This window comes from Paenibacillus sp. CH40, from assembly GCF_024213605.1.
In the GTDB taxonomy this organism is placed as follows: domain Bacteria; phylum Bacillota; class Bacilli; order Paenibacillales; family Paenibacillaceae; genus Paenibacillus; species Paenibacillus polymyxa_B.
This window is the reverse complement of the sequence record NZ_JANAVQ010000001.1, coordinates 616252-631576: the sequence shown is the minus strand read 5'-3', so window position 1 is coordinate 631576 and position 15325 is coordinate 616252. Positions and strand designations below refer to the sequence as shown.

Sequence of the window (15325 nt, the reverse complement as noted above, 5' to 3'; positions counted from 1 at the left end):
GCTGTCCAATAAACCGATAACGGTGTTTCTATGGGTGATATCCGCTTGCCTGTACACCACGCTGGCGCCTGAAGACTCCAGCTCCTGCAGCTTCATCTGCTTGTCTCGGTCCAGCGGCGACCGCCCCGTCAAAATGAAGGTCGCTGCTTGCGTCTGCCGCGCAATCTCTTCTGCAACCAGCAGTCCCAGACTGCCGGAGCCGCCGGTAATCAGATAGACCCCACCGTCTCTCCATGGAAGCCCCTCTTCTTGCCCAGATGTTTCAAGCCTGCTCCAGCAAGCGATTGTCCGTTGTCCGTTCTCATAGCGAATCCAGCCATCCATCGGGCTACGGCTGTTATCCTCCAGCTTCGCCAGGATGCCTTCCGCCTGTTCTCCCTGTTCCACTTCGATCAGCTGCCCGATGAATTTCGGGTTTTCCAGCCGGGCTGTCTTCAACAGTCCCGAAAGTCCCGAAAAGAGCCGTCCTTCCCCGGCGTTCCGCACCACAATTTGGACCAGCACCCTCCCCTCAGGCTTGTCTTTGAGTAAGCTTTGGATGCTCTCAAAGGCCTGAATAGCATAGGCCTGGAACCGTTCATCAATCCGGCTCTTCCCGGATCGAAAGGCAAGCACCTGCACAGCTCCGTTCAAACTCGCTTCGAGTCGCTCGTGCAAAGCTTCGTCTGGCTCACAAAGCAAGACCATTCGCCGATCATAGGCAGGGACTTCGGCTTCCAGCGGTACATCCTGATCTTTCCATGTAGGCTCAAATAGCAGTGTACGACTACTCGTAACGGCAGGCGCTTCCGCAGCTCTGGCGACCGTAAATTTTGGTTCACGCTCTGCCGCTCTGCCGCCTGTAATTTCGTCCTCACTCCTAGGCGCCCAATACTGCTCTTTTGCAAAAGGATAAGTTGGCAACGGAATCCTAGAGTACTGTTCATTTGAAAACAAGCACTCAAAGTCTAACGAATATCCCTGAACATACAGATCTGCAATCGTAGTCAAAAGCTCCAAATACTCGCGGGTATCGCTTACGTTTTGACAATTGTAAATACATTCATCCCCGTATCTTTTCAAAGATGTTTGTATGCGTTGATCTTTTTCATGCAGTTCAGAATGATAAACTTGAGAAGCACTGCCTTTTTCCAGCCACTTTTTAAGGGACATGACAAGCTCGCCTTGATTACGGGCAACACATGCAAGCCGATGATTACAGTGCTTTCTCCCAAGCAATAATGTATAGCTCATATTACCGCAATCCGCCATAGGCTCCTGTTCACAATAAGCAAGCAGTTGCTTTACCTGCTGGCGCAATTGTTTTGAAGTTCGTGCCGACAGCGGAATGAAATAACCTGGCTTTTCGGAATGTCTCCGTTCCGTCTGTGGAGCCTCTTCTATGACCATATGAGCATTCGTACCGCTGGCACCAAAGGAGCTGACCGCAGCACAGCGTCTGACTCCAGGCTCAACCTCCCAGTCCTGGAGATACGTATTGACATAAAAAGGACTATCCGCAAACTGAATATTTGAATTGCCCGACCGGAAATGAAGTGTAGGAGGAATTTGCTTATTCTTTAATGACAATAACAGTTTGATCATTCCCGTAATTCCTGCCGCAATTTGCGTATGGCCAATATTCGTCTTAATGGACCCTATGGCGCAATATTCCTTCTTGTCGGTATACTTTCTAAAGGTTCGAGTCAGTGCCTGATATTCAATGGGATCTCCCAATTTGGTGCCAGTTCCATGTGCTTCCACCATCTGGATTTGCTCTGGGTGGATATGAAATGTATCGTATACATTTTGCTCGAGTCGCTCCTGAGATTTCTGGCTTGGCGCAGTAAGTCCATTCGTGGTACCGTCCTGGTTGATCGCTGAGCCTGAAATCACTCCATAGATGTGGTCTCCATCAGCAACAGCTTCATGAAGACGCTTGAGCACAATCGCGCCAAGTGCCTCTCCCGGAACCATTCCATCTGCCCTGTCATCAAAGGTATAGCAGCGTCCCGATCGAGACAGCATCCCTGCCCTGTCACCATATAAATAGCAGCGAGGGGTCGTATGAATATAGACACCACCAGCTAAAGCCATATCCGTTTCTCCGGTCCATAAGCTTTGGCAGGCCAGATGAACTGCAACTAACGAACTGGAACAAGCTGTATCTACAGCTATTGCTGGTCCGTGAAGATTCAAGTAGTAGGAGATTCTAGCGGGTATCACGGAACCCATATGACCCCAAAGCGCTTGTGGAGGCAGGTCTTCACCCAGCAATTGTTGGTAATCTCCCTCTGCACAGCCCACATACACTCCACAACGGCGACCCTCCATCCCTGTCCCCGCATATCCAGCATCTTCCAGAGCATGCCACGCTTCCTCCAGGAACAATCGCTGCTGCGGATCCATATAGGTCGCTTCCAATCCTGAGATATTGAAAAAAAGTGGATCAAACTTATCAATATCCCCCAAAAAACTGCCGTGATTGCAGTAGCTTGCATGTTTTTTCTGGTATTTCGAAAGATCCCACCGGGTTACCTCTTCCACTAAATCGTCACCGTTCTTAAGGTGATTCCAAAGCTCATGTACATTATCTGATCCAGCAAACCGCCCGCTCATTCCAATAATCGCAATGGGCTCCCTTGGTGTTAAAGCTTTCTCTTTATCCTTCTTATTGGGTCTGTCCTGCTCAAAGGATATACTTGCCGTTTCAACGGGATGAAGAATATGATCCGTGTCTTTAGGTTTTTGGATGTCGCGACTTGCATCTTCCATGTTGTCTATTGGATTAGCGCTCTGGTCCAAGACTTGTGAAACTTTATCTCCATATTGGCTTAAAATGTATAGCGTCAGTTGTTTTACCGAACTGTAATCGAAGATGTCGGTAGTTTGCAAATGAATCCCCAGCCCCTGATTGACAGCCTGCACAAAGTTGACGCCAAGAATGGAGTCCAGCCCATAATCTGCGAATGACTCATGAATATCAATCATAGTAAAGTCCACATTCAAAGCCTCTACCAGCTTCCCTACGATAAGCTCCTTGACATACTCTTCAGCCATCTCGCTTGTTACATCAATATCTGATCGAATTCCTTCGTCACGCTGTTTCATTTGAGATTTGTCGTGTTCAGGCTCCTGTTTGTTCAGAATCATACCATCGCTTTCTGCCACAATAATTTGTTGACCTATATCATGCGCTTCCTGAGCAGGGAAGAAAACGGACCGGAAACCCTCCATCTCCAATACCTTTTGCCAACTTTCGGGATATAACCCGGGAGAGCCTGGAATGCGCAGCTCCGGGTCATTATAAAGCCACCATCCCTCTAAAAGGCCAAAGGATAGATGGTTTAACAGAGAGTTACCGCTGATTTCATTTATAAGAATCAGACCGTTTTCTCGCAGCGCCGCTTTGACATTGCGTAACGTTTGGCGAATGTTCCGTGTGGCGTGCAATACATTGGTGGCAATCGCAATATCATATCCACCTGTATCAATATCTTGTCCCTGAGCCGACTCTTCCACATTAAAAATCTGATAAGTCAGGTAAGGATTTTTCGGACCGTACTCTTTTTGTGCATGTAATAAAAATGCTCTGGATTTGTCGGTATAGCAATATTCTTGAATATGCTCCCGATAAGGTTCGAGCTTCTGGAAGACCAAAGCGCTAGTACCTCCAGTGCCTGCACCAATTTCAATGATTCGAATCGGTACCGACGGGTTATGCTTGATCCGCTCATTTAGATAGGAAACTACGATATCTCCCAGCACTTCATTAAAGTAATCCGCTGCAGGACTGTTCTTATATATACCTTCTACCAGTTTCATGGAGGAATCAGGAAAAATGATATCGGTGGCTGGTATCTTCCCGGTTAAAATTTCCGGCAGCTTGCGCAAGGTCGATCCTACCAAAAATACCCAGGCTGAGAGATCCGGATTTTTCAGCCATGCCCCTTTCTTCCATTCCCACTCCTTCCATACAGCCTGCAGATCGACCGAAGCAGTACCCGCTACGCTATATGACTCTCCATTGCAGTACAAATACTGATTCCGTACCAAAATCTCTATGCTTTCTTCAAGCCAACGATCGTATAAATTCAGTAAGCCGTTTTTTGTTTTAAAATCCGCGATCATAGCTTTCTTTTCCATTTGCGCATATGGACATAATCCCATCAAGCGCAAATGGCTCCATAACAGCCTGCATAAGATATCATTCATTTCCTTCATCTGTAAGCCTCCATTCCCGTTCAGTCCCTCGTGTCGCTCCATCCTGTTCCGAGTAAGCTTTGCTGTCGACTCTAGTCGAGGACATTGTCTCGTATGCATCCGCTAGATAAGAAAGATCCGGCATCTTCTTTATTTTTACACTGGCAGAAATATGACTCTGGATGTTTTGGATATACGAAGGAATAGCTTCGGGATTTGAAGCATCGATGTCTTCCTTATTCATTTCCGAAACATTTGCCGTTTTGGCAAGTGCCTTTTGGGCAATGAACGAATCTGTTGGCTTTACAGCATCTGCAGATTCAATGGAAGCCGATTTAGTTTTAATATCCGTGATCCAGTACCGCTCCCTCGCAAAAGGATAGGCCGGCAGGCTGATTCGCCGCGGCTTGGCATCCCCATAAAGCAGGTTCCAATCCATTGCCAGTCCCTTGACCCAGAGATCAACAACCTTCGAATATTTCCTTTTCCCTATCCAGGCAGCAATCATTCTCTCCATGTCTTCATCTTCTACCAGCGCCTTCAGCGCCTCCTTATTCCGTTTGACCTGGCCCCGGTACAACTCAGGGATTCCGTCTCGTCCTTCCAGGAATCCTTCCAGCTTATCCACCAGCTCCTGCATAGACCCTGCAATCACTGCCAGCCGTTCTTCCATGGCTTCGCGTCCCACCTGCAGCGTGTAGGCCACATCGGCCAGACTGCCTTCGCTGAGCTGTCCTTCCCGCATAACGGCTAGCATTCTCTCGGCCTGTTTTTTCAGTCGTTCTTCATTTTTGGCTGACAATACGATGATTGCAGGCTTTTGAGCCGTAACGCTCATGGGCACCTTCTCTTCCGCAATGTACTCTTCGATGATGACATGTGCATTGGAGCCTCCCGCTCCAAACGATGAAATCCCGGCTATCCTCGGATATTCCCGCGTCTCTCCATCGATCTCAACCACTGGCCGCTTCCATTCCCCCAGCTCCTGCTGGACGACGAACGGCGTCTGACCGAAATGGATGTTCGGATTCAATTCTTGGGCATGCAGGCTGGGAACCAGCGTCTGGTTTTTCATCTGCAAGATGATTTTCCCAACCCCGGCGATACCCGCTGCCGCCTCCAGATGTCCGATGTTGGACTTCACAGAGCCTATGGCGCAGAATCCCGTATCCGGCGTATCCTTCCTGAATGCCTGGGTTAGACCCGTCACTTCAATCGGGTCCCCCAGCTCCGTGCCTGTTCCGTGGGCTTCAATATAGCTGACCGTCCGCGCATGTACCCCCGCTCGCTCTAGGGCCGCCCGGATCAGTTCCCCTTGGGCTGTCGGGTTCGGCACCGTATAGCCGTTGGTCTTACCTCCATGGTTAATGCTTGTCCCCCGGATCATCGCATGGATAAGGTCCCCATCAGCGATCGCCTTGGACAGCGGCTTTAATAGGACGACTCCCGCGCCTTCTCCAGGGACAAACCCATTGCCTCCTTTGCCGAAGCTCTTGCACTGCCCGTCTGCTGACAGCATGTGGTTGGCGCAAAGCCCAACATAACTGAGCGGATGGAGATACAAATTTACTCCGCCTGCAATAGCCATTTCGCATTCTCCGCGGTACAGATGCTCACAGGCTTCATGAATCGCGGTCAACGAGGACGAACACATCGTATCGATCGGCATGCTTGGCCCTTGCAAATTAAAGAGGTACGAAATCCTATTCGCTACCGAACTAAAGGATATTTGGGGAAATATTTGCGCTCCCTTCTTCCATAATTCCGGCCCATAGAGTTCGTAGCCCGTCTTAGTAATTCCGGCAAATACGCCTACCCGGCGGTTATGCCGCACCGCAAGCTGTTCCCGGGTGTAGCCCGCGTCCTCCAGTGCTTCCCAGCAGGCTTCAATGAACAGCCTTTCCTGCGGGTCCATACCGAGTGCTTCCCGTGGCGAAATATTGAAAAACAGCGGATCGAATTCTGCAAATCCTTCGATAAAGCTTCCCCATTTGCTGTAGCTTTTTGCATTTACCACCGCTTCCTGTGGATCAGGATGGAAGAACCCTTCCAGCGTCCAACGCTCACGCGGGATTTCGGTGACACAGTCCTTCCCTGCTTTTAGATTTTCCCAATATTCGTTCATGTCCCTGGACCAGGGATACTTTCCAGCCATCCCAATGATCGCTATCGGTTCACGCATTTCCGCAGAAGCAGACCCCGCCAAGCTTCGGACAGGCTTCGCTACCGCCTTTGCCGCAGATGGCACGGCTTCTTCTTCGACATACAGCGGTGCCGCAACTGTTTCCTCTACAGGCTGTATGTCATGGCTCATCCCGGCCCACTGCATACACTCCTGCGGGTATTCTGCCACAAAATATTCCGTCAAGGCGCGCAAGGTCTGGTACTCATAAAACAGCGTCTGGGACAGTTCTCCAAAAAAGCCCGTCAGCTTGGCATTCAGCTGGGTAATCATGATCGAGTCGATTCCATAGGTTTCCAGCGGTTCATTGGTTTCAATGCTGCCGACGCTCAGCCGGGTCACCTCTCCAAACAGTACCTTGAGACTATGCAAGGTTTTGTCGTAGAGCAAGCCTGCATCCAGCATAGGTACGCTTGCTTGGTTAGGTACTGCCTGAATGGCACGGACACCGGCTTGTGAAACGGCTTTCGCCAGGTAGGCCTCAATATTCTCAGGTTCCCCCTCCAAGACCATTACCTGCTCCTTGCCGGAGGCCAAGCTTTGGTACAACGCCCTCATTCCCGACCGAGTCTGCATGGCTGTAATGCCCATGTTTTGCGTCATGATCTGTTCCGAATCCGCATCGATCCGCATCCCGCCCTCTTTCCATAGCGGCCAGTGGATAGATAACGTCTGCCCCCGCCGTTGCTTGGCCCCTACCAGGGCATTCCTATATTCGGCGTATGCGTCCATAAAGGCATTGGCGGTCGCATAATCAGCCTGTCCCGGATTGCCCAAGCTGCCCGATATGGAAGAAAAGAGCACGAAGAAGTCCAGGTCCTGACCGCTGCTCGCCTCATCCAGATGGGCTAGTCCGCTCACCTTCGGTCCCAGCACCTCTATAAATTCTTCCCTTGTTTTCTTGATGATGAAGTTATCTTGAATCACCCCTGCACAGTGGATAATCCCATGGACACGTCCATATTCCTGCTCGATGCTGTCCAGTAAATCGATAACCGTCTTCCTGTCGGTGATATCGCCTTGCCTGTACACCACGCTGGCCCCTGAAGCTTCCAGCTCCTGCAGCTTCGTCTGCTTGTCTCGGTCCAGCGGCGAGCGCCCCGTCAAAATGAAGGTCGCTGCTTGCGTCTGCCGCGTAATCTCTTCTGCAACCAGCAGCCCTAGGCTGCCGGAGCCGCCGGTGATCAGATAGACCCCACTATCTCTCCATGGAAGCTCCTTTTTTTGCCCAGATGTTACAAGCCTGCTCCAGCAAGCGGTCTTCCGTTGACCTTCCTCATAGCGAATCCAGCCATCCATCGGGCTTCGACTGTTGTCCTCCAGCTTCGTCAGGATGCCTTCGGCCTGTTCTCCCTGATCCACTTCAATCAGCTGCCCGATGAATTTTGGATTTTCTAGCCGGGCTGTCTTCAACAGTCCCGAAAGCCCCGAAAAGAGCCGCCCTTCCCCAGAGTTCCACACCACAATCTGGACCAGTACTCTTCCCTTCGGCTTGTCTTTGAGCATACTTTGGATGCTCTCAAAGGCCTGAACAGCATAGGCCTGGAACCGCTCATCGACCCGGCCTTTTCCGGATTGAAAGGCCAGCACCTGCGCAGCTCCATTCAAGCTCGCTTCGAGTTTCTCGTGCAAAACTTCTTCCGGCTCACAAAGCAAGACCATTCGCCGATCATAGGCAGGAGCTTCGGCTTCCAGCGGTATGTCCTGCTTCTTCCAGGCAGGCTCAAATAGCAGTGTACAGCTACTTGTAACCGCTGGCGCTTTCGCTGTTTCGGTTCTTACTGCTCTGGCCTCAACCTCTGGAGCCCAACAACGCTCCTGTGCAAAAGGATACGTAGGTAGACTTATTCTTTTCGGTATGACATTGGAATATAGCAATCGCCAATCTATATAGAAGCCTTTGGCCCACAACTCTGCCAGCTTGTTCATTTCACAATTTGCAATCCATTTGTTCATTAATTCCTTGAAAACTTCTTCCTGTTCAAATAGTTGCACTGAATCTTTTGACTGATTATTTTCTCCCCTCCAGCAGTTCTCGATATGTGCTTGTTCATTCGTGAACGATTGGAGCTTTTGTACCAGCTCGCTCGTATTCTTTACGATAAAAGCTATCCGGTTTTTCATTGCCATTCGTCCTGTCTGAAGCGTAAAGGATACATCCGACAAATTAATGTCTTCAGAAGCTATCAAAAAATCTGAAAGCTCTTGTGCATACACTTTAAGCCGATGATGATGCCTTGCAGATAATGGAATTAGATAGATAGTATCTTCGTTCACAGAATGATCTTTAAATCGTTCTGATTCAGCATTGGCTACAAATTGTTCAAATATGGCATGAGCGTTAGTTCCGCCTATTCCAAAGGAGCTTAACGCCGCCCGGTGAGGAGCCGACGCCTTCTCCCATTTTTGGAGACGATCAACAACATAAAAGGGTGAATCGGGCAAATGGATATCAGAGTTTGGTTTTTCGTAATTAAGCGAAGGAGGAATCTCATTATGGTATAGGCTTAAAGCAACTTTAATGCACCCCGCCAAACCTGCTGCAGTATCCAGATGCCCGATATTGGTTTTGACCGATCCAATACCGCAAAATTGTTTTTTGGTCGTATACTGCCTGTACGTTTCATTTAAGGCAGCAAATTCAACAGGATCGCCCAATTTTGTTCCGGTTCCATGCGTCTCGATATAACTGATAGATTCGGGATGAATTCGGGTTGATTCTATCGTCTTCTGAATAACTTCAGCCTGACCTTTGACACTTGGGGCATAAAACCCTAATTTGTCGGTTCCATCGTTGTTCACACCTACTCCCCGTAAAAGCGCATAAATATGGTCACCGTCTCTAACGGCATCTGGCGCTTTCTTCAGTAGAACAACCCCAACCCCTTCTCCGCCAACCATTCCATCTGCCGACTCGTCAAAGGCTTTAATATGTCCATCACTGGAAAAATTCAAGCCGGGTTGATGCACATAGCCTAAACTGGTGAAAGGAAAGATCGTGGATGCTCCGACTAAAGCGTATTTGGCTTCACCAGATAGCAGACTCTGCGAAGCCAGACGCAATCCGACTAATGAGGAAGAGCAGTTCGAGTGCACAAACAGACTCGGACCTTTAAATCCCAATTTATGAGAGATCATGGTAGGAATTGTTCCACCCTGTGCTAAGATCCAGGTTACATATTCATCCGCGTTCTTCAGGACATTAGGCGATTGCGATGCTAAATTGGGAATAAATGCTTGATAGAAGCTGCTGCTTGCTGACATAAACACACTGGTATCAGGAATTTCTTTGCTAATATAGCCAGCATCCTCAACGGCTTTCCATGAATGCTGCAACAGCAATTTCATTTGAGGATCCATAAACTCGGCATTTTTCTGTGATAAACTGAAAAACTCAGGGTCGAAATACTCTTTTCCTTCAATCGTGCATCGTCCGGGAACATAGCCTCGATTCCCGACGATTTCTTTTTCCAGCCCTAATCCAACCAATTCTTCCTCGGAAAAGAAGCGAACACTCTCTACCCCTGCCCTCAAATTGCTCCAAAACTCGGCATGGTTTTTGGCCCCTGGAAAATGACATGAAATCCCTATAATTGCGAGACTATCCTCAAAATAATCTGGGTAGGGTGGCTTGAGGTCATCTTCGCCTGAATCCATTTTCGGTAGGGCTGTCTCAGCTGTATTTGTTTGTTCCAGTGTATGTGATTGTTCCATTTGAGAATCAACATTCTCACTTCTTGTTTCTGTAATATAGGCACTGAGTTCCTTAACTGTCGGATACTTGAACAATGCTGTCACCGAAATATCGCATTCCAACAATTCCTTGACCCTTCCGATCATCTCTGCTGCTGAAAAAGAATTCCCACCTACGTCAAAGAAAGCATCATCTGTACTTAGATCATCAACATTCAGAAGTTTTTTCCATACTGTTAGAACTTGATGTTCAACATCCGATTGTGGTAAATGGATCTTTCTTGTTGTTGCTAACTCGATCCTGCGATTTATTAATTCTTTTCGATCTATTTTCCCATTAGGGGTCAAAGGCAGCTTATCTAGCTCTATAAAAAATGCGGGTATCATATAATAGGGCAAGAAAGTTTTTAAATAGTTTCGAACTTCCTTCGGATCGAGAGGAGGCTTACCGGACTCGGAATTGTTCAGCAAACAGTAGGCAACAAGCTGCTTATTCCCCCCCTGTTCCTTGGCAATCACGATACAATCATCGATTCCTGGATATGTTCTGACCTGACCTTCAACTTCACTCAGCTCGATCCGAAACCCGCGAATTTTCACTTGATAATCCATCCGCCCCACATACTCAATAGAGCCGTCCGAAAGCCACCTGCATAAATCTCCAGTTTTGTAGAGCTTGGTTTCCGGATTGAATGGGTCGTCTATGAACTTTTCAGCCGTAAGCTCTGGCTGGTTCCAATAGCCTCTGGCCAATCCGCTGCCCGAAATAAAAAGCTCTCCCGGAAGACCGACAGGCACAGGTCTAAGATGTTTGTCCAAAATGTAAATCTGGGTGTTTGCGATAGGCTTACCGATCGAAATAGGCTTATCTGCGTTGATCTTTTGAATTGTAGACCAAATTGTGGTTTCGGTCGGACCGAACATATTCCATGCGTCACAGCTGTTATGAACAAAATAAGATTTCAACGTTTCTGAAAGGGCTTCCCCTCCGCAGAGAACTTTCATGTTCTCTTCGTTCTTCCAGCCGGCTTGAAAGAGCAGGGTCCAAGTCACAGGAGTGGCTTGCATGATTGTCGGTTTTATTCTTTGAATTTCCTGCTTAAGTCTTTCGGCATCCTTTATATTTTTGGAGCTGCAAATATGGCATTGAGCCCCCTTAATCAAAGGCAGATATAATTCCAGTCCCGCTATATCAAAGCAATACGTTGTCACTGCAAGTAGTTTGTCCTGCTCTGTTAAACCGGGCTGCTCTCCCATGGAAATAAGAAAGTTGGTCAACGCTTTATGTGGAATCATGACCCCCTTGGGTTTCCCTGTACTTCCAGAGGTATATATCACATATGCCAAATGGTGAGGTTGTACTTCCCGTTTGATTGTCTTTCTACCCTTCACATCACTTTTCAGATGATCCCAATCTTTATCAAGGACAATACAGCTAACGTTGTTCCCTTCCAAGCGTGACACTTTCTCCAACAACCCCGATTGCGTAATGACCAGTGAAACTTTGGAATCCTGAAGCATATACTCCAATCGATCCTCCGGATATTCCGGATCGAGCGGCACGTAGGCTCCACCGGCCATCAGGATTCCCAACAGCCCAATCACCATATCTAAAGAACGTTCCATGCAAATCCCCACAAGAGTATCAGGAGTTACCCCATGTTTCTGCAAATATAAGGCCAGCAAAGTGCTCTTTTCTTTTAGTTCCCCATAGGTAAGCGATACCTTTTCATATACAACTGCAATAGCCTCAGGTGTTTTTCTTGCCTGTTTTGTGAATAATTCAGGAAAGCATTTATCAGGATAACTTGTTCCGGTAGCATTCCAGTCATTAAGGATGATGTCCTTTTCCTCTGGTAAAAGTAATGAATGCTCCTCCAAGGGCCAAGTGGGATTCTCCATAAGTGCTTCCGCTAATTCTATATAACGCTCTGCCATCTGTATGATGGTTGAATGATCGAACAAATTGGAGCGATATTTGATATTTAATATCATTTCCTCTTCCTGCTCTTGCATTTCCAATACCAACTCGTATTCGCCTTCCTGGTGAATTTCTTCAACCAATTCGACGAAAAAGATATCTTTATATGGCTTGCAAAGTTGCCGAAAGCTTGAAGTTGGAAGGAAGTTTTGATAAGAAAAGGCTGCTTGGAAAACAGGTGAGCTCGTCTGCATCCGCGGCACATTCAATTCTCGGACCAGAGCCGGAAAAGGATACGAGGCATGATCCATTCCATCGACTACTGTCAGCTGCAATTTTTTCATGAAATCCAGGAATGTCTCTGTTTCCGATATCTGACTCCGGATTGGAAGCATATTGACAAAATAGCCGATTAAATTGTCAAAACGCTGCTCCGGGCGCACCATAACTGGCATTCCAACAATGATATCTTCCTGTCCCGAATACTGGTTAAGCAATACCGTATACATACCTAACAAGACTGTAGACAAGCTCGTATATTGCGCTTGGGCAAAAGACTTTACTCGTTTGACCCATTTAAGCGGAAGCGGCTTGGAATATGTTTGTGCTTCCATGCTTTGAGCCGGAAAACCAGAGCGGTCATATGGCAGCTCCAGGGTCGGTAAAGCACCTGACAGCTGTTGTGTCCAGTAGGAACGATACTTCTCCCCTTCTGCACTCGCTAACATCGTTTGCTCCCATTTAACAAAATCGCCGTAGCTCGCTGCGGGTGGCAACACCGTCGATGTCTTTCCCTGTACCACGTTCTTATAGGCATCTAAAAAGCTTTGTATAAACATGCCGAAAGAACTTCCATCAAAAATAATATGGTGGATGACAACCAGTATGAAATGTTCCTGTTCAGATCTGGACATAACATAAATACGCATCAAAGGATCCTGTTCCAGCATGAATGGTTGCTTTGCTTTATTGCTAATAAATGGAATAATCTTATCTACTTCCAAGACTGAAATATCCTCCACTTGCACATGAAGCGGCTGCGTGGGCTGCAGCTTTTGATAAGGTATCCCATTTTCCTCTTCAATCACACTTTTTAAAATAGGATACTGTTCTAAAACGATGTGAAAAGCCCGTTTAATGCTCTCAATCTCAATCTTCGTATTAAACCGGAGGCATATTGGTATATTGTAAGCATTCATCTCAGGGGACATTTTATGTAATAGCCACAACCCTTTCTGAACTTCAGAAAGCGGGTTCCTTCGGAAACTGAGCGAATTTTTCTCAGTATTGACCTGTACAGTGGATTTATCTTCTTCAACCTTTTGGGCTAAATATGCCGATAATAGTTGAATCGTCGGGTTCTCTAAAATTTCTCTTGCTTTAACCTTGATCGGATAGGACTTCTCAAGGCCGCGTATAAGCTTCATGACAAGAATAGAATCGATGCCATAACCATGAAGATTTGTATTCAAATTCATTTCCTCGTGCTTGAGATTCAGTTCCCAACACAAAAATTGCACTATATACTCCTGAATCTTCGACTGAACCAACGAAATGACATTTTTGGTAGCGTCATGGTTTTCTGCAGCGGTTTCTTCCATATTCGAATGTGATGGTGAAAACCCACTCCGATATTGATAAAGTGCTTGAAGCTCTTGTTTGATATAAGCATTGCGGCAGATCTTTCTTTGGATTTTCCCACTTCCCGTTTTGGGTATACTTCCCTTAAGCAGCAAATAGATATCGTAAATTTCAAGTTGATGCGTATCGGATACGGCATTCAGTATGTTTTCGACCAACCGTTTATATTCCTGCTCATGAAGGGACGCTTCAATTTCCTGTACGACGATTACTTTTTCCTGACCATTGATTTCAGAGGAAAATACAGCGATGGGCAAGGTCAACTCTGGCATATTCTTTTGGATGGTCCATTCAATATCGACGGGATGATGATTTTTGCCGCGAATAATGATGACTTCCTTCTCTCTGCCGATGACATAGATATGATTATCCGCAATGAAGCCAAGGTCCCCGGAACGAAAAAAGCCGCCTTCTTTTGTATCGGAAAGGGCTACCTCAAAAGTGCTATTCGTTTCTTCCTTCCTGTTTAAATATCCCTCTGCCATCCGTGCGGATTTAATCCAAATCTCGCCGACTTCCTCCGGTAAGCATTGTGTATGTCTTTCAGGATGAACAATTCGTATTTGCGTCGGATCTTCAATCTCCCCACAGCTCACTACGGACTTCGATTTGTTCTTCTCATCCGTGTATTGGACTCTTCGTTGCTCCAAGCTAGGGATATCTAAATTAAGGAATCTCATCGACTGACCTGGTTTTATACTGGCGACGGGGCACAGCTCCGATAAGCCAAGGAGGGGACAAAATATATCCTCTCGTAGCCCTAATGCCCGGAATTTATGGATGAAGTTCTCGTAAGTTTCCTTCCGAATGGGCTCACCTGCACATATAATCGCTTGGAGATGGCGAAGTGAATATTGCTTAATTGAAGCGATGTCCAGTGTGGAGCAGCAATAATCGAACGCAAAATTTGGCGCTGCCGTATGGGTAGCCTGATACTTGTCCATCATATGAATCCAATTTTCCGGATTTTTAGCGAAGCTTTCTGGCGGGAGAATAATGCTCGATGCCCCGTTTAAAAGTGGGACTAAAATATTGTTATGCAGTCCAAAAGCATGAAATTGCGGCGTCCAGGAAACAACACGACTATTCCGGTCAATTCTCCATTGCTCAGCCTTGGCCTGATTCATCAAGCAGCTGTGACTAAGGATTACACCTTTTGGTAAGGATGTTGAGCCCGATGTATACATCAAAAGAGCAGTATCCTGCGGCACTGGCATTCTCATTTCTATGTCAACGTTAACGGCATCTTCTTGAAAGATTTCATCAATATTCAGGATACGGATTGAATTAAACTCCTCCCGTGTTTGGAGAAATGCTTTGAAGTCCGTATTAGTTATGATACATGCGGCTTGGGAATCCTTATAAATAGGCATCATCTTCTCAAAGATTTTTTCATCCGGCTCCGAATCTGTAATAGGTGTAGGTATGGCCACGATATTTGCATAAAAACATGCCAGCATGCTGCTGATATATTCCAGGCCCTGAGGAAATACAAGAAGTGCCCGTTCCTGCTCAGCCAGTTCTTTCAAAAGGATACTGCCCAAAGACTGTATTTGATGTAGAAGCGTATTTCCGGAAAGAATTTGAGGACTCTGGCCTTCTTTCTCAAACGTAAATAACTCCTTTTCAGGAAATTTACGGCAAGTTTCAATAAAAGAAGCGATCGGAATATCAAGGTTCCCTGTTTGGTCATGTTTTCGCATCAT

At 47.0% G+C, this 15325-nt stretch carries 2 protein-coding genes (1 of these 2 cut by a window edge); both read right to left on the bottom strand.

Translation table 11 applies throughout. The features are described from left to right. Positions 1–4203, bottom strand: the 5' end (the start) of a protein-coding gene (locus NLX73_RS02765) for an SDR family NAD(P)-dependent oxidoreductase (protein ID WP_254325305.1). It extends 15477 nt beyond the left edge of the window; only the first 4203 of its 19680 coding nucleotides appear in the window; its start codon is at positions 4201–4203; its stop codon lies off the left edge, out of view. Beyond that, the gene (locus NLX73_RS02760; protein ID WP_254325304.1) at positions 4187–15325 is read right to left on the bottom strand and encodes a hybrid non-ribosomal peptide synthetase/type I polyketide synthase; all 11139 of its coding nucleotides are present in this window, start codon (positions 15323–15325) and stop codon (positions 4187–4189) included. The genes NLX73_RS02765 and NLX73_RS02760 overlap by 17 nt, the downstream gene beginning before the upstream one ends.

Excerpts from the sequence above, each read along its gene's own strand:
- NLX73_RS02760 (WP_254325304.1), bottom strand. The coding sequence starts at position 15,325 with ATGATGCGAAAACATGACCAAACAGGGAACCTTGATATTCCGATCGCT.